Origin of the sequence: Nocardia transvalensis (genome assembly GCF_015477765.1) — a bacterium.
Classification (GTDB): Bacteria; Actinomycetota; Actinomycetes; order Mycobacteriales; family Mycobacteriaceae; genus Nocardia; species Nocardia transvalensis_A.
In genome coordinates, this window is record NZ_JADLQQ010000006.1 from 337848 (window position 1) to 353434 (window position 15587).

Below are 15587 nucleotides of genomic sequence, written 5' to 3' on the forward strand. Positions count from 1 at the left end.
CAGCGGCGCTCAGATCTCGAGGATGTGGGGGAGACCGGCGCGGTAGCGGTCGGCATCGATGCGTTTGGCCGATTCGAAGATCGGTGGTGAGACCAGCGGGAAGATGGCTGCGCGGGGAGAGGGGTCGTCGTTCGCGTCGAGGATCGCGTTGGCGGCGGCGCGCCCGGACTCGTTGGCGCCCTCCATGGTTGCGAGGTCGATATGACTGCGCACATGGTCGCCGCCGAAGAACAGGTTGGGGATGGCGCAGCGGGCGTCGGGCCGGTGGTCGTAGGAACCGACGGTGTTGACCAATAGCGGTGTGGCATTGCGGGCTTCGGTGCCCGTCCACGTGATTCCGGGGTCCAGATGCCAGGAATGCAGGGCCTCGTCGCGCAGCCATCCGGTGGAGGTGTTGAGCCACAGCCCGAGCTGGGCCCACACCTCGGCGGCGATCTCGTCGGCGGAGCACTGTTTGGCGGTCTTGCCGGAGAGGACGCCGGGGGTGTCCCAGTCGGAGATATCGACCGACAGGCATTCGCGCACCGTGCCGTCGCCGTAACGCGCCGCGAAGTCGCCGACCCACATCGGCGCCTGCCGCAATGCCGTGATCGCCCAAGGGGAGTCGAGGGCGGCAATGTGACCGACCGGGATGCCGGTGGGCTCGGTGAGGTAGTACTGGATGCCGACCATCCAGTCGGTGAGCAGTTCGCGCATCCCGGCGAGACGGGGGTCGGCGTCGAGAATGTCGTTGCTCAGCAAGGGGACAGCGCGGTCGACCGGCATGGCGCAGAGGTACCAGTCGGCCGTCGCGGCGGTCGCGGTGCCACGGCCATCGACTACGGTCGCGGCCCGGATCATCCCGTCGCGCAGGTGCAGTCGCGTCGCCGCTCGATCCATCGCGAACCGCACTCCGAGCGACCTCAGGTAGGCGACCCAGGGGTCGATCCACGCTTCGTTGGTGGGGCGGTTGAGAATTCGATCGACACCGCCGGAATATTGCGGAATCAACCCGGTACCGGCGAGCACCAGCGCCTCGCCGATGGTGCCGATGGTGCGCGCCGAGCTCACGTGCGGTTTGGCCGCGACGGTGATGCGGGTGAGCGCGCTGACCAGGTATGCCCGGTAGGCGGGGGATTTGTCCTCGGCCCGCAGCGCCTGCTCCCAGGTTCGGTATTCCCACTGGCCGAACCGACGGTCGTCGCAGCTGGTGAACCACGCGCTCATCTGCCTGGCGAAGAATGCCAGTTCGGCGGGCGGCAGGCCGGGAATGAAGCCGACGGCGGTGACGATGGCGTTCTGCAGCAGTTGCGGCGTGAGTTGGTCCAGCGCACCGAGTTCGACGGGAAGAAACACCGGGGGCGTCCCACGGAACGCGGCGACGGTGCCCTCCACGCGGATCAGGTTGTCGGCCACCCCGTTCTGGTTGCCGGGGAACGGAATTCGCCGCATCGTCTCGGGGAGGTGCTGATAGCAGCCGGGGAAGAACCGAAATCCGTGCTCGCCCGGCAGATCCAGGCGACCCCCCGTGCCGGTACCGGGCACGCCGAGGCTGCGGGCCTTGCCGCCCAGGAACGCCGGTTCGTACACGGTTACCGCATAGCCACGTTCGGCGAGTTCCTGGGCGGCGGTCAGGCCGGCCACCCCACCGCCGAAGATCGCCACCTCCCGTCCGCCGGTCCGGGGCCCTGGGGTGCGCGGGCGGGGCTGCGTGGCGGCGGAGGTCGGTAGCGCCGTCGCCGCGGCCGCCGCGGCACCGGCGACGAGGGTGCCGCGCAGGAGATGACGGCGAGTGAGCCCGGTGGTCGATGTGTCAGGCATGGTTTTCTCTCGAACTGGCGGTGATGCGGGTGGAGGCTGCCCGCGCGGCGGGCGGAATCGGGACGGGCCGGGTGGATCGACGGACGAGGCATTCGGATTCGAGCCGCTCGGCGGCCATGTCCCGGACCTGACGTCCCAGATCGGCGACGATCGCACCGAGATTCGCTCGCGAGCGCCACGCGGCGCCGACGGCGAGCAGCGCGGCTCGGCGCACGCCGAGCACGTCGTTCGGCTCCCGGATTCGCGAGAACACCTCGGTGAACGCCGCGGCAATCGACTCGTCGGCGGCGGCCGAGCGGTAGAGCTCGATCTCCAAGGGGGTCATCGGTTCCGCGCGTGCGAGGCGATTCGTCCACTGGTAGACGCCGACGCATTCGGCGATCCGCAGCCTCTCCCATTCGGTGAGTGCGCTGTCGAGTGCGTCGGCGTCATCCAGCACCGGTGCGGCGCGTTCGCCGAGAATCCTGCCGTAGCGCAACGCGTCTCGGATGCCCTGCGCGGTCACCGGATCCTTGAAATGACCCGCATCGCCGGGCAGCGCCCACCCCGGGCCGGAGGAGCGACGAAAGTAGGAGGCGATGCCGGTGGCCGAACGGACCCGGCTCATCCTCTCGCAACCGTCCAGCCGGGCACGCAGTTCGGGAATCCGATGGATGGCCGCGCGGTAGCGGCGTTCGGCCGCACCGGCGCCCGAGGGGCCCGCCACGGCGGGGGGTTGCACCAGGCACAGCAGCAGTCCGTCATCACACGGAAAGGCCGTGCCCAGATCCGGCCCCGCACGCCACTGCGCGGCGACCTGCCGCCAGCTGTCGTCGCGGTCGCGCCAGTATGCGTAGTAGCAGTCGCGTCCGCTGGGCCGCTGCACGATCGGCTGCTCGACACCGGCGAGCCGGGCGACCGTGCTGCGACGGCCGTCGGCCCCGACGACCAGTGCGGCCCGCACCTCGATCACCGCACCGCCGCGATCGACATAGCGCACACCCCGGCACCGGCCGCGAGACCACACCAGTTCCGTGACCCGCGCCCGCTCCCGCACCTCGACTCCGGCGCCCACGGCGGTCTCGACCAGTGCGGCATCGAGACCGGTGCGGCGCACGCACAGTGCGTAGTCGATGCCCTCGAGCGCAGTGAATCTCGACCGGACCCGGTGGCCCGCGCCCGCCGCGAAGGCCACGCGCAGCGGCGGTGCACCCAGCGTGGCCACGCGGTCCAGTGCACCGAGCCGCTGGAGTTCGGCGACCCCGCCGGGCCACAGCAGATGGGTCGACAGCGTGTCCGACGGGAAGTGAGCACTGTCCACGACGACGACCTGCCGTCCCGCCCGCGCCAGCGCGATGGCCGTGGCCGCGCCCGCACAGCGCCCGCCGACCACGACCACCTCCGCCTCCTCGACCGCCGCGACAGGGGAATCCGTCATGCGAGCCGCCTCGGTCGGTGAGTCTCGGACACTGTGTCCGATTATGGTGAGGTGTCGGACCGCCAAAGTCAACGGCCCGCTCGGAGCGGCACAATGGACCGCATGAACCACTCGACAGGTTCCGAATGCCGTCGCTGACCCGCACTCCGCGGGCCGCCCGCAAACAGCCCGACGACGATCGCCGCGTCGAATTCGAACGGCGGGTGCTGCGCGCCGTCGAGGAACTGCTCTCCGACGGCACGCCGTTCACCGAGATCGCCGTGCACCGGATCGCCGCGGCCTCGCACTCGGCGAGATCGACGTTCTACCGGTACTTTCCGGACAAGAGCCAGCTGTTGATCCGGCTGGCGGAGCTGGCCACGGCGGACCTGTTCGCCGCGGCCGAACACTGGTGGAGCGCCGAACACACCGATGAGCGTGCGGGGGTGGTGCGGGCCATCCGCGCCATGATCGACGGATTCCGCGAACATCAGCATCTTCTGCTGGCCCTCAGCGAGGTGGCCGCCTACGACCGTGACGTGGGCCGCTATTGGCGCGATCGGGTGGCACTGTTCGCGAAGATGGTCCGCGAGCGGCTCGTCGCCGAGCGCGCGGCCGGGCGCGTGAGCAACGAAGTCGACCCCACCACAACCGCTTTCGTGCTCATCGCCATGGTCGAGAAATCCATCAGGGAATACACCAGGGTCCCGGGGATCACCGACGAATTACTGGCCGAGACCCTCGGACGGGCGATCTGGCTGACGGTGTACGGCGACGCGGACGGCGGGTGAGCACGGCCCGTCAGCGCAGCAGGGAACGGGCGGTGGGGGCGAGGCGGAGGTAGTCGGTCGGGGCCGCGAGGAGGATGGACAGGTCGGGTACGACGTCGTCGGTCCAGACCCGGGAACTGCGCAAGGCGGTGAGGTGGTCGCTCAGGTGGTCGACGGTGTCGAAGCGGGTGAGGTGGACGAAGACCTGGTCGGTGCGGAGGGGGAGATGGGGGAAATCGTTGGGGCTGGGGTCGGTTTCGTAGCAGGCGAGGGTGTCGGCTCCGGTTGCGGTGAGAATCGGGCGGATTCGGGATTCGAAGAAGTCGGCGAACACGGGAGCGGGGGCGTCGGCGTAGTAGATCCTCGCCAGCACACGGGATTTCGGGGCTTCGGTGGCGCCGGGGTCCGGGCGGACCGCGTCCGCTGCGAGATCGCCGGTGCCCGGCAGGGGGTGCAGGAGCCGAGCATCGGTGGTGTCCACCATCGTCGCGCGGGCGGCCGGGGCATGGGTGCGCCAGGGCTCGCCCTCGAGATAGAACGCCGTCAGAGCCGCACGGCGGGAAGGCATGTCACGGAAGGCCCGCATCCACACGAAGCGATCCGGATCGTCCTCGTCGCGGAACTGGCCGACGATGCGCATGCCGACCGCCTCCTGCGTCTCGACGAATTCGCGATCGAACAGGTCGATGAGGGTGTCGCGGGTGCCGGGGTGCAGGGTGTACTGCCGCAATTCGACTAAGGGCCACCGAGTTTCGCTCATGTGTTCACCTTGCGTGCGGCACAACCGATTCGCGAGTCGTCGGCCGGCCACTGTTCGTCAAGATCTGGCCACGCGGCTCAGCCTTCGGCGAGGTAGCGCTCCACGCTTTCCACCTTGGCGGTCATGGCATTGCCGACGCCCGGGCGGATATCGGCCTTGATCACCAGGCTGCAGCGGGGCGCGGCGGCCATGACGGCGTCGGTGGCCTGTTTGATGACGGCCATCACCTCGTCCCACTCGCCCTCGAGGGTGGTGAACATGGCATTGGTCTCGTTGGGCAGGCCCGAGGCGCGCACGACGCGCACGGCCTCGGCGACGGCGCGGCCGACGTCCTCGCCGGCGCCGAGCGGGGTGACCGAGAAGGCAGCAATCATGGGATCAATTCTCGGTCTCGGCCAGGTCGCGCAGCGTTGCGACACGCGATTGGAGATAGTGCAGTTCGGAATCGTCGAGCACGGTGCGCTGGATGCCGGTGGCGACGGCGAATGCGGACTGGCGATGGTCGTCGATGACATCCACATCGATGGCCACCGCGACATAGTCGTCGGCGTCCGGCATCGGGTCGGCGATCACCCGGGCCTTACCCCGGGCACACAGCGCGACATTGCCGCCACCGAGAATCAGCAGGGCCACATCGGGCCGCGTGCGCAACCGGGCCAGCGATCCGCGGTCGGACTTGAGGCTCAACAGGATTCGGCGGTCTCCGGCACGCACCGGCCAGGAGACCGGAATGGCATGCGGCAGTGGATCGGTTGTCACCAGCACCGCGATCGTGTCCAGGGGCCACTCGGGCAGGGCATCCAGTTCGGGATGCTCGGTCGAGGGGTCTTGACGCTCCCGGGCTCGGGTTACCATCTTTCGTCACCTTACGGTCGGCTCACGCGGCGGGCTGGACCGCGTGTTGGTAGCAGTGTAAACCGTTGTGCCGCTTGTCGATCCTCCGCTACCCGGGCACGCCGGGTGAGGAAAACCTACCCTTCCTGGGCGTATTCAGGCTCTGGCCAGGGCGGCTATCGGCAGGGACGCGGCCCATTCGCGGGCCTGATCCTGCGGCCGGACGGCCGTGGAGGCGTCGTGGCGGCCGTGCTCGCCGACCTGGGTCGCGCCGAGGGCGGTGAACTTCTCCGCGCAGATCTCGCCACCCCGGTTGTAGGTGTCGTCGTAGACGGTGTCGCCGAGGCCGAAGACGGCGAAGCGCAGGCCGGTCAGATCGGGCAGCCGGTCGTCGAGCTGGTCGAAGAACGGTTCGGCGCCGGTGGGCAGATCGCCCGACCCGTAGGTCGAGCACACGAGGACGTGGAAGTCACCGAGGTCGATATCGTCGACGTCGAAATCGGACATGTCGTACACCGCGACGTCGTGGTCCTTCGCCAGCACATCGGCGACCGCATCCGCCGCCCGCTCCGCGGTGCCCATCTCGGTCCCGAACAGAATCACAACCCGCACACCGTCTCCTATCTCTAGTAAGCCTACCCTAACCTGTACAATAGCTGAGGTGTGCGCCGTCCGGGTGTTACCGGTGGTTCGGCCCCGCTCCGGTTACGGATATGAAAATAGGACGGGACCTGCGAAGGTTTTGATTGACGAATGGGTACCGGCGGTTGCATCATTCGTAACAGTTCCCCGTCCATACGGGGTCGGGCGAGTAACCGGCCGATGACCGTCCGGTGAAGCAAGTCGTTCACCGCTTCCAGGTGGAGACAACGCAGCAGCATCCAGCACGACGCGTCCGCGCGTCCAGCCGCGAGTGAGGTGAGAGCAATGGGATTCCGGTCATATCGGTACCGACTGTGGGCCGCATTCCCGAACAGTCTCACCGCGCGGCCTTCCTAGCGCGCTGAACCGTTCGTGAGTCCCTCCGTCGCTCTGACGGAGGGCATGCAGGTGTGTATCAGGCGGAGGGCCCGCGTGTGTCCGTGCAGGGACGCGCTGGTTTTTCCGGTGGTAGGGCGCGTGGGCGCGCCCGATAGAACCTGCAGGTGAGTCTCCGACGAGGCCCTGCGGGTAGGTGTCCGACGAGGCCGTGCGGGTGGATCCGACAGCACGTCGGCGTGTGTTTTTTTCGTCCAGGGGTGATAGTGCCCGCAGTCCCGGTCGGCCGGGGTGTGCGGGCCGTGAATTCGGCAGGAGAACGGGTTATGACGGAATTCGATGCGAGGGAGATGACGGGGCGGATGGGGGGCGCCACGGTGGTGGCGAACCTGGCCGTGTCGACCGCGGTGGTCGAGGACCTGCGGTATCTGAAGGGCGAACTGGTCGCCGCGGAGGTGCCGTTCCTCCTGGTCCGTGACTCCGATCATCGGCTGGTGCTGGCCGTCGATTCGGCGCATCGGCTCGCATTACGCCGCGTGCTGGGCGCCGCCATGGTCGCGGGTTTCTCTTGCAACGAGGTGCGCAACAACGTCTTCCGGCTCGGGCGAGACCTCGATGCGGCGCATCACGTCGAGATCGAGCTGTGGGAGTACCACGGCGACACGGTCGAGTGCCTGCGCCCGAATGCCTTGACCCGCAACGTCTTCGACCTGGCCGACGTGGAGCAGACCACGGTGCTGCTGTTCGACACCAGCTGGCCGACCCTGGACGGCATGTTCGCCCCGCACCCCACCGACGTCGGCTTCGATATCGACATCGTGTTCTCCTGGGTCGACGGCACCGATCCCGAATTCCGTGCTCGCCGAGCGGGAATGATGGCCCAGGTGGTGGTCGGTGAGGGCGACGACGCCGACGCCCGCATCCGTCAGATCGACGAGCTGAAGTACGCGCTGCGCTCGGTGCACAAGAACGCACCGTGGATCCGCCGCATCTTCATCGCGACCGATTCCAAGGTTCCCGCGTGGCTCGAGGACGATCCCAAGGTGACGATCGTGCGTGCGGTGGAACACTTCTCGGACACCAGCGGGCTGCCGGTGTTCAATTCGCATGCGGTGGAATGCCAGCTGCAGCACATCGAGGGTCTGTCGGAGCATTTCCTGTACTCCAACGACGACATGTTCTTCGCGCGCCCGGTGCGGCCGTCGATGTTCTTCACGCCCGCGGGAATCAGCCGATTCATCGAGGCGGGCACCCGGATCGGGCCGGGCGCCAACAACGAGCGGCGCAGCGGTTTCGAGAATGCCGCGCGGGTGAACCGGCAACTGCTGCAGCGGCGGTTCGGGCACGTCATCACCCGCCACCTCGAGCACACGCCGGTTCCGTTGCGGCGCAGCGTCTTGCGGGAGATGGAACTGGAGTTCGCGGAGGATTTCGCGCGCACCCGCACCAGCCGCTTCCGCGCAGCCACCGACATCTCGGTGACCAACTCGCTCTACCACTACTACGCGCTGCTGACCGGCCGGGCCGTCCCGCAGGAGGCGGCGAGGATGCGCTACGTCGACACCACCAGCCACGCCGGCCTGGCCCTGCTGCGCGGGCTGGCCGAGCGCCGCGACGTGGACTTCTTCTGCCTCAACGACGGTAGCTTCCCGGAGATCCCCGAGGCCGAGCGCGTGCGCGCGGTCTCGGAATTCCTGCAGACCTACTTCCCGGAGCCCGCCCCGTGGGAGAAGGTCACCGACGACGAGCCGTTGGTCGCCTTCGAGCCCGGGGCGGCCTGATCAGCAGACCGCTTCGCCGTCGGATTCCGCCGGGGTGGAGGTCCGGCGCTCGAGGATCTGGGGAATGCGGGAGGCCGGGGGAATGACGATGCCCGCCTTCTCCAGGCGCTCGGCCGCCTCCTCGGGGGTGGCGGGTTGACCGACGGTCGGGCCGTGGCCGATCGGGACCACGGAATGCACCACGGTGTCCGGGTAGACGTGCACGTAGTTGAAGCTCTGCGCGCCGTCGCGGCCGCGCTGGCCGCCCTCGGACACCGCCAGGTCCTGGCTGTAGCACGACGACGAGGCGACCGAGACCGGGATTCCGGCGAAGCTCGCGGTGGTCGAGAAGTGCAGGTGGCCCGCCAGGATGCTGCGCACGTCGGTGCCGTCCAGCACGTCGGCCAGGCGGCGCTGATCGCGCAGCTCGACCGTCACGGCCAGGTCCTGGATGCACGGCACCGGCGGGTGATGCATGGCCAGGATGGTCCCGAACGGGGCGGGCTCGGCCAGCACCGAGCGCAACCAGTCCAGCTGCTCGTCGGTGACCTCGCCGTAGTGGTGGCCCGGCACCGTCGTATCCAGCACCACGATGCGCAGCCCGTCGAAGACATGGACGCGATCCAGGGGCTCGGTGGTCCCGTCCTCGTCGAGCAGGTGTTCGCGCAGCGCGGCCCGGCTGTCGTGATTACCGGTCACCCACACCACCGGCGCGCCGAGTCGCTGGGCGAACGGCTCCACCAGATCGCGCAGCTTGCCGTAGGCGTCGGGCTCGCCGTGATCGGTAAGATCCCCGGTGAACACGATGGCTGTCGGGGTGATGCGACTGGCCTCTGCCTGGTCGAGCAGCTGGCGTAATCGCTCCTCCGCGTCGACGGCACCGTAGAGTTCGCCGTCACCGGCGATCAGGTGGGTGTCGCTGAAATGGAAAAGAATGTGGTCCGGTCGCGGGTACTCCGCGACCCTGCGTATGTGCACCGGCTTCCTCCCGGCGGGTTACTCGCCATTGGCTTCGGGGCTACCGCGTCAGCTTAGCGAAGCCCTTTCCTACAAAGTTGCCCGTGCACGGTGACGACATGCTTACGCGAGGGTGAGAATTTAGTGTCAGCTCGACGCCGTGGAGCTACCGGCCAGCAGTCGCGGCTCGGCCTGTTCGCGCACGCCGAGAAGCGTGAAATACCGGCGCAGCATCAGCCCGGCAGTCGCCGCGAGCCCCGCGGTGAGACCCCACCAGACACCAGCGGCCCCGAGCCCGACCGGGAACGCCAGGAGCAGCGCTGTGGGTAATCCCACAATCCAGTAACCGACCAGCGACAGCCGGAAACCGGCCTGGGTGTCCTTCAGACCGCGCAGCAGGCCGTTGCCGATGTTCTGGGCGGCGTCGAAGAACTGCAGCACGATCGCGATCAGCAGCAGGGTGTGGGCGACGTGGAGGGTGTCGCCGTCGCTGCCGGACAGATGTCCCAGCCGCAGGACGAGATCGGGAACCGTGAGATAGGCGACTCCGACCAGCGCCACCACCACGGCGGCATGCCGCAGTGCCAGCCAGGCCAGGCCGTGCGCGCGCCGGAATTCGTCGCGGCCCGCCGAATCGCTGACCAGGATGGAGGCGCCGTGCGACAGCCCGACCGCCACCTGGAAGACGATGTAGACCAGCTGGTAGACGACGTTGTGAGCCGCCAGCGCGGCCGGTCCGAAGGTGCCCATCACCAGCGCCAGCACCGAGAACATCCCTGCCTCGGATCCATAGGTGAGCGCAATCGGCGTTCCCAGCCGCAGCTCCGACATGACCGTGCGACCGCGCACCGGCCACATCCGCAGCGGCAGCGTCGCGCCGAGCCGCTCGTCGTGGCGCACCATCGCCCAGAAGACGGCGAAGGTGATCAGGAATACCAGCGAGGTGGCGATGCCGATACCGGTGAGCCCCAGCGCGGGCAGACCCGCCCACCCGTGCATGAGGGCAAGGGCCAGAACGAGATTCAGCCCCACCGAACCGAGGGTCACCATCAGCAGCGCCTGCGGCCGCTGCATGCCGACGGTGTACTGCCGGATGACCTGGAACCACAGGCACGGCAGCAGACCCGGCGCCAGGGCCACCATCATCGGCCGCGCCTCGGCGAGCACCGTCGCATCCTGTCCGAGCCACTGCAGCGCCCAGCCCAGGCCGATCAGCACCAGCCCGCCGAGCAGTCCGGCCGCGGTCGAGATCAGGAAGCTGGCGCGCACGACGTCGCGGATCTCGTTGTCCGGATTCGTCCCCCGCTTCTCGGCGCGGCTGACCACCGTGGCGATCTGGTTGCCGGTCGCGGTGATCAGCCCGACGCACATCGTCCGGATCTGGTTGAACAGCGTGATCGCCAGCCCACCGGCCGCGATCTGGCTGATGCCCAGCGACCCCATCAGCGCGATATTGGTCGTCGACACCGCGACCTGCGCCAGCTGCGTCATGGCGATCGGCGTCGCCAGCGTGGTCAGCCGGCGGCCGTCGGAGCGTATGGAAGTCACGGCACCCCCACCAGGTTCCGGCGGGCCGGGGTGTAGCGGTCGAGCAACTGCAGCACCTCGTATTCGGCGGATTCGTCGAGCAGGTCGCGATCTTTCATCCAGTCGTCGTCGAAGACGGTATCGAGATATTTCTCGCCGCCGTCACAGACGATCGTCACCACGGTGGAACCGGGCGGAAATTCCTCGAGCCGGGTGAGAGCGGCATGCACCGACCCGCCGGCCGATCCGCCGATCAGCAGGCCCACCTTCCGGGCCACCGCGCGGGTGGTGGCGAAGGCATCCACGTCGGCGACCTTCACGCCCTCGTCCAGCAGCGAATAGTCGACGGCGGTGCCGACCGTGGCGCCCGGCGGGGTGCCGGTGCCGGACTGCCAGTACGGCCCGCCCGGGCCGCCGAAGGCGATGGAGCCGACCGGTTCCACGCCGATGACCCGGGGGAGGCAGCCCAGTTCGCGCAGTCGGCGGGCGGTGCCGAACAGCGATCCGCCGGTGCCGACCGCGGACAGCAGGATGTCGACCTGGCCCAGATCTGCCAGCAATTCTTCGGCGACCGCGTAGTAGCCGAGCGCGTTGGCGTCGTTGTTGTGCTGTTCGGTGAAGTAGGCGTCGTCGCGGGCGGCCGCCATCGCCTCGGCGAGATCCTCTCGGGCCGAGGTGGCCAGGCTGTCGTCGCCCTCGTCGGCGACGTAGACGAGTTCGGCACCCATCGCTCGCATCGCTCGCAGCTTGTCCTTGCAGGCGTGGTGATCGACCACCGCGGTGAAGCGATACCCACGTTCGGCCGCCACCACCGCCAGGCCGAGTCCGGTGTTGCCGGACGTCGACTCGATAATATGCCCGCCATCATTCAGCAACCCACGGCGCTCGGCGTCGAGCACCATCTCGCGGGCCATGCGGATCTTGGCGGCGCCGGTCGGATTGAACTGTTCGAGCTTCAGCAGTAACCGGGTGCCGGTCTCGGTGGCCGCCAGTTCGAACAGCGGGGTGTTTCCGATCAGGTCCGTCACGCGCGTGACGAGCGGCATGCAGGTCTCCTCGGGCTCGATGATGACGAAGGCGTGGGGGCGGGTTATCCGGCGTCGAGAGACCACCGGAGGCGGCCGTCCGCGGTGTCGTGCAGGACGACCTTCGGGGGGATGGGTAGTTGGTGGAAGGCCGACTCGTTGGAATCCATTTGGTAGCCGGCGGTGTTCGGGTAGACGAGTAGGTCGCCGACCGTGGCCGGGCGCGGCAGCGGGATACGCCGCCAGCTGAGCATGTCGGATTCGAGGCAGGTGGCCGCGCCGACCGCGGCGCCCACGGGGTTTCCTGTTCGAGTCGGCCACAGCACCGGGTCGGGCAGGTATTCGCTGTCGAACCACTGTTCCGACAGGCTCAGGCTGGTGCCGTCCACGGTCAGGATCTGGTACGGATGTCCGTGGGCGGTACGGGTTTTGGTCCCCTGGACGCGGAACACCGTGCTGCCCGCGCGATCCAGCAGCGCGCGGCCGGGCTCGATGGCCAGCCGGATATTGCTGCGGCGCAGGTATTTTGCCAGGCCACGGTAGGCGAGAACGGCGGCGAGAGCGGCCGCACCGGCGCATTCACTGTGATAGGGATAGTAGGAGTCGAAGGATTTGCCCGCGTGGAACCAGTGCGGGCAGACGTTCTCGGTGAAGTTCCGCCATGCCTCGGCGGGAACGTAGTCGACGGCGAATCCGCCGCCGATGGAAATCGTGTCGGCCCGGTGGCCGAGTGCGCGGGCGGCCAGGCAGCGCTCGATCAGCGCGTGCGCCAGCTCTGCGCGGGCAATCGGATCGTAACCGGACAGATGAAAACTGAAGCCCTCCACCGTGACCTGCCCGAGATCGCCGCGGCGCAGGGCGATATCCAGTTCCTCGCCGGTCATCCCGAACCGGCTCGTCGAGTCCGGCGGCAGCACCCGCAGGACCACCCGAACCGGAAGGCCGAGCGCGACAACCCGATCCAGCTCATCGAGCGCATCGATGGCGACGAGCGCCCCGTGCCGCGCCGCCAACCACAACAGATCATCGGACTTCGCGGGCCCGGTCACCATCAGCTCGTCGCCCCGAACCCCGTGCGCCAGCGCGGCACTCAGCTCCTCGGCACTGGCGACATCCACGCCTGCCCCGTGCTCGGCGCAGGCTCGCACCACACACGCGGCCTTGTTCGCCTTCTTGCCGTAGTAGATTGCGCCCTCGACCCCGGCCTGCTCGAAAACCCCGCGGAACGCGTCGATATTGCGCCCGACCCGCTCCGGATACATCACATGGAACGGCCCGCCGACGGCAAAGGCGATATCGCCCAACAGTTCCGGATCATCGAGCAGCCGACGCTCCCACTCATCGGTGTGGGCGGGCAGAGGCGCCGCCGCGATCTCGAGCGGCCGGTCCGTCCGCCCGATACCGAAGGCGGCCTCACGACCCCGCCCGCCTCGGGCCGCCGCGGTCCCCGACGGCCCCGCTGAGCTCGGGCGCGGAGATGTTGTGACCGGCGGGAACCCGTCCACGCCGCCGAACTCGGCAGTCGACCCGGTGCCAGGTGCGTCGGAGGCGGCAGTGGTCTGCGCAGGGCCGGTGTCCGTCCCGGTCGGCGGCACGGGGGCGAGCGGGCGGATGGGGCTCAATCCCACAGGGGTACCTCCGTGCCGCGGCCCTCGTCGATGGCGCGATTGGCGAGGGCGTGGGCGACCGCGATATCGGTGAGGACCAGGCCGCTGTTGTAGACGAAGATGCGTTCGTCATCGGTGCGGCGGCCGACCGCGCGGCGCGCCAGGATCTGCGGGAGTTCGGCGTCGACCTGGCGCAGCTTGCCGTCGGGTCCGGCCATGTCGGTGCCGGTGAGCGACATCTGTTCGGCGCTGGTGGCGATGACGCGGTCGGCATCGATGAGCGCCGAGGGCGCCAGGCCGTAGCCGACCAGGACCGCCACCGAACCCGGTGCCAGGTCCTCGGATTCGAGGGCGACCGCGGTGCCCGGACCGGCGGTGGCCAGCACCACGTCTGCCCGCCGCGCGGCCTCGCGCGGGTCGGCCACGGTCTGCAGCTCCAGATTCGGGCTGTAGGCGGCGAGATGGTCGTGGACCGCCTTCATCCCCTCCGGATGCGTGCCGTACACCATCAGCTTGTTCAGCTGCGGATTCGCGGCGAGCAAGTGCGGCAGGGCATTTCGCCCCTGGGTGCCGGTGCCGATGAGCAGCACGCTGCGCGCGTCCGAGCGCACGGTCTCGCGCACCAGCAGCGCCGACACCGCCGGGGTTCGCAGGGCGCCGACCCGGGCGCAGTCCATCATCGCGATCGGGATGCCCGTCGCATCGTCGTAGAGGGTGATGGTGGTGTAGTAGCGCTTGGTGCTGCGGTCGTGGCTGGGATCGAATTTGTAGGAGGTCTTCATCGCCACCACCCGGCGGCGGCCGTCGCGGCCGAGCATGGCGTAGGCCACCGACCAGCCGTCGGGATGGGCGACGCTGAGTTTGCGCGGGTTGTCCGAATCGCCCGATGCCAGAGCGAGATACGCCTCCTCGACGGCGCGCACCACCTCGGCGGGGGTGATCGGGACGTCGGCGAGGTCGCTGCGGCTCAGTACTCGCAGCGGGGTCGGTCGGGTAGTCATTTGCCACCTCGGTTCACTGGAGCGGCACATCCTGTGCTGTGTTCGATGCGGGTTTCGTGGCGAACGGCGTGACCGTTTGCTGTCCGTAGCCGCTTTCACCGGCCTCGGCCGGGTCGCGGCGGCGCGGCAGGCGGATATTGACCCGCTTGAGCCAGCGGTCGGTCCCGTCGTAGCGCGGTGTGAACGGTACTCGGCCGTGCACCACCACGTCGTTGTCCACCAGCAGCAACTCGCCCGGTGCCAGCACCGCCCTGCGGCACACCCGCTCCAGCTCCGCGCCGAGATGGGCATAGGCGGAACGGAATTCGGCGTCGGCGTCGTCGAGCGGGGTGTAGGCGGGGTCGTAGCGCAGGGTCGGGCGCCCGGCGTCGTCGCCGATCGTCGCGATCGGACTGGCCGGGTATTGGTGGAAATCGGTGCCGTAGGAGACGTCCGGCAGGATCGGCAGCGTCGGTTCGCTCAGGCGCCGCCGCTGGTCCTCGGACAATCGGACCTGACGCACCGACGACACCGTGGTGCCCACCTCGTCCGGATTGCGCAGGCAGCCCAGCATGAGCAGATGGGCGCGCTCGGGATGGAAGGCGTCCTCGGTGTGTGGGCTGAGCAGGGTGGTGCTGCTGGCACCGGACTGCTCGTGTTCGTGTCCGGGGGAGGGGACGATGTTGTTGACCAGCCGGCCGCCCTGCTGCCCCTGCCAGCCGAACGGCTCTCCGGCACAGCGAGCCAGCAGCAACATCGCGATATCCAGCTGGAACGAGGCGCCGCGGCGCTCGGGATCGCCGCTCCACTGCGCGGCCTGTTGCCAGCTGCGGGGAGTGGGTCCGAGTTCGTCGTCACGCACCGGCAGACCGGACACCACGGCGGCACCGGCGGAGGTTGCGGGCGGACGCACGGCGATCCGCACCGATTCGGGCAGGTCCGCGGCGCGCGCGTCGACCAGCTCGATGAGCGCCGGGTCGGCCAGCGTCGAGGCGAGATCTGCACTGGACATCGATTCGATTGTGACGGCGATCTCGGCAGCCGTATCCCGAACCGCCCGGGCGGCATCCGCGGGCAGGCGTCGGCGTTCGATTTCGGCCGATTCGCTGGGGGTGGGTGTCTTACGTTCGCAGAGAACGTTTTTCACCAGGCATTCCCTTCTTCGCAACGGTGGTGAAGCAGGCGGTGAAGAC

General features: G+C 68.7%; 14 protein-coding genes. 2 read left to right on the top strand and 12 right to left on the bottom strand.

Going from position 1 to position 15587, the window contains the following annotated elements:
* Window positions 1–9: 9 nt before the first annotated feature.
* Window positions 10–1800, bottom strand: coding sequence for a hydroxysqualene dehydroxylase (locus IU452_RS19545; protein ID WP_195110526.1), 1791 nt, complete (start codon window positions 1798–1800; stop codon window positions 10–12).
* A complete protein-coding gene (locus IU452_RS19550) occupies window positions 1793–3217 on the bottom strand; it encodes an NAD(P)/FAD-dependent oxidoreductase (protein ID WP_195110527.1) in 1425 nt (474 codons plus the stop codon). The genes IU452_RS19545 and IU452_RS19550 overlap by 8 nt, the downstream gene beginning before the upstream one ends.
* A gap of 125 nt (window positions 3218–3342) precedes the next feature.
* On the opposite strand from IU452_RS19550, the gene IU452_RS19555 reads away from it, so the two are divergent.
* Entirely contained in the window at window positions 3343–3987 is a 645-nt protein-coding gene (locus IU452_RS19555; RefSeq protein ID WP_195110528.1) for a TetR/AcrR family transcriptional regulator, read from the top strand.
* Between the two features lie 10 nt (window positions 3988–3997).
* On the opposite strand, the gene IU452_RS19560 is transcribed toward IU452_RS19555, so the two are convergent.
* From IU452_RS19560 to IU452_RS19575, 4 genes are all read right to left on the bottom strand, one after another.
* On the bottom strand, window positions 3998–4726 hold the full coding sequence (locus tag IU452_RS19560) for an NIPSNAP family protein (RefSeq protein ID WP_195110529.1): 729 nt from the start codon (window positions 4724–4726) through the stop codon (window positions 3998–4000).
* Window positions 4727–4803: 77 nt separating this feature from the next.
* On the bottom strand, window positions 4804–5100 hold the full coding sequence (locus tag IU452_RS19565; RefSeq protein WP_195110530.1) for an MTH1187 family thiamine-binding protein: 297 nt from the start codon (window positions 5098–5100) through the stop codon (window positions 4804–4806).
* A 4-nt stretch (window positions 5101–5104) separates the two neighbouring features.
* Window positions 5105–5581: a hypothetical protein gene (locus tag IU452_RS19570; protein WP_195110531.1), complete on the bottom strand. Its 477-nt coding sequence runs from the start codon at window positions 5579–5581 to the stop codon at window positions 5105–5107.
* Window positions 5582–5716: 135 nt separating this feature from the next.
* Window positions 5717–6172 (bottom strand): flavodoxin domain-containing protein, encoded by a 456-nt coding sequence (locus tag IU452_RS19575; protein ID WP_195110532.1) that lies wholly within the window; start codon window positions 6170–6172, stop codon window positions 5717–5719.
* A 692-nt stretch (window positions 6173–6864) separates the two neighbouring features.
* Between IU452_RS19575 and IU452_RS19580 the strand changes: the two genes are divergently transcribed.
* Window positions 6865–8319 carry a stealth family protein gene (locus IU452_RS19580; protein WP_195110533.1) on the top strand — a complete coding sequence of 485 codons (1455 nt, stop codon included), beginning with the start codon at window positions 6865–6867 and terminating at the stop codon, window positions 8317–8319.
* Here the strand turns inward: IU452_RS19580 and IU452_RS19585 are convergent, their stop codons facing one another.
* From IU452_RS19585 to IU452_RS19610, 6 genes are all read right to left on the bottom strand, one after another.
* Window positions 8320–9276: a phosphodiesterase gene (locus IU452_RS19585; protein WP_195110534.1), complete on the bottom strand. Its 957-nt coding sequence runs from the start codon at window positions 9274–9276 to the stop codon at window positions 8320–8322.
* A 126-nt stretch (window positions 9277–9402) separates the two neighbouring features.
* Complete coding sequence (locus IU452_RS19590; protein ID WP_416382336.1) at window positions 9403–10803, bottom strand: MATE family efflux transporter; 1401 nt, start codon at window positions 10801–10803, stop codon at window positions 9403–9405.
* The gene (locus IU452_RS19595) at window positions 10800–11828 is read right to left on the bottom strand and encodes a PLP-dependent cysteine synthase family protein (protein WP_195110535.1); all 1029 of its coding nucleotides are present in this window, start codon (window positions 11826–11828) and stop codon (window positions 10800–10802) included. The genes IU452_RS19590 and IU452_RS19595 overlap by 4 nt, the downstream gene beginning before the upstream one ends.
* A gap of 44 nt (window positions 11829–11872) precedes the next feature.
* Window positions 11873–13435 (bottom strand): Y4yA family PLP-dependent enzyme, encoded by a 1563-nt coding sequence (locus IU452_RS19600; protein WP_324192705.1) that lies wholly within the window; start codon window positions 13433–13435, stop codon window positions 11873–11875.
* On the bottom strand, window positions 13426–14415 hold the full coding sequence (locus tag IU452_RS19605) for an ornithine cyclodeaminase family protein (protein WP_195110536.1): 990 nt from the start codon (window positions 14413–14415) through the stop codon (window positions 13426–13428). The genes IU452_RS19600 and IU452_RS19605 overlap by 10 nt, the downstream gene beginning before the upstream one ends.
* 13 nt (window positions 14416–14428) lie before the next feature.
* On the bottom strand, window positions 14429–15541 hold the full coding sequence (locus tag IU452_RS19610) for a TauD/TfdA family dioxygenase (protein ID WP_195110537.1): 1113 nt from the start codon (window positions 15539–15541) through the stop codon (window positions 14429–14431).
* Window positions 15542–15587: the final 46 nt, after the last annotated feature.

Coding starts and splice junctions, on each gene's coding strand:
- IU452_RS19560 (WP_195110529.1), bottom strand. CDS start 4,726: ATGAGCGAAACTCGGTGGCCCTTAGTCGAATTGCGGCAGTACACCCTG.
- IU452_RS19545 (WP_195110526.1), bottom strand. CDS start 1,800: ATGCCTGACACATCGACCACCGGGCTCACTCGCCGTCATCTCCTGCGC.
- IU452_RS19555 (WP_195110528.1), top strand. CDS start 3,343: ATGCCGTCGCTGACCCGCACTCCGCGGGCCGCCCGCAAACAGCCCGAC.
- IU452_RS19570 (WP_195110531.1), bottom strand. CDS start 5,581: ATGGTAACCCGAGCCCGGGAGCGTCAAGACCCCTCGACCGAGCATCCC.
- IU452_RS19595 (WP_195110535.1), bottom strand. CDS start 11,828: ATGCCGCTCGTCACGCGCGTGACGGACCTGATCGGAAACACCCCGCTG.
- IU452_RS19605 (WP_195110536.1), bottom strand. CDS start 14,415: ATGACTACCCGACCGACCCCGCTGCGAGTACTGAGCCGCAGCGACCTC.
- IU452_RS19550 (WP_195110527.1), bottom strand. CDS start 3,217: ATGACGGATTCCCCTGTCGCGGCGGTCGAGGAGGCGGAGGTGGTCGTG.
- IU452_RS19565 (WP_195110530.1), bottom strand. CDS start 5,100: ATGATTGCTGCCTTCTCGGTCACCCCGCTCGGCGCCGGCGAGGACGTC.
- IU452_RS19580 (WP_195110533.1), top strand. CDS start 6,865: ATGACGGAATTCGATGCGAGGGAGATGACGGGGCGGATGGGGGGCGCC.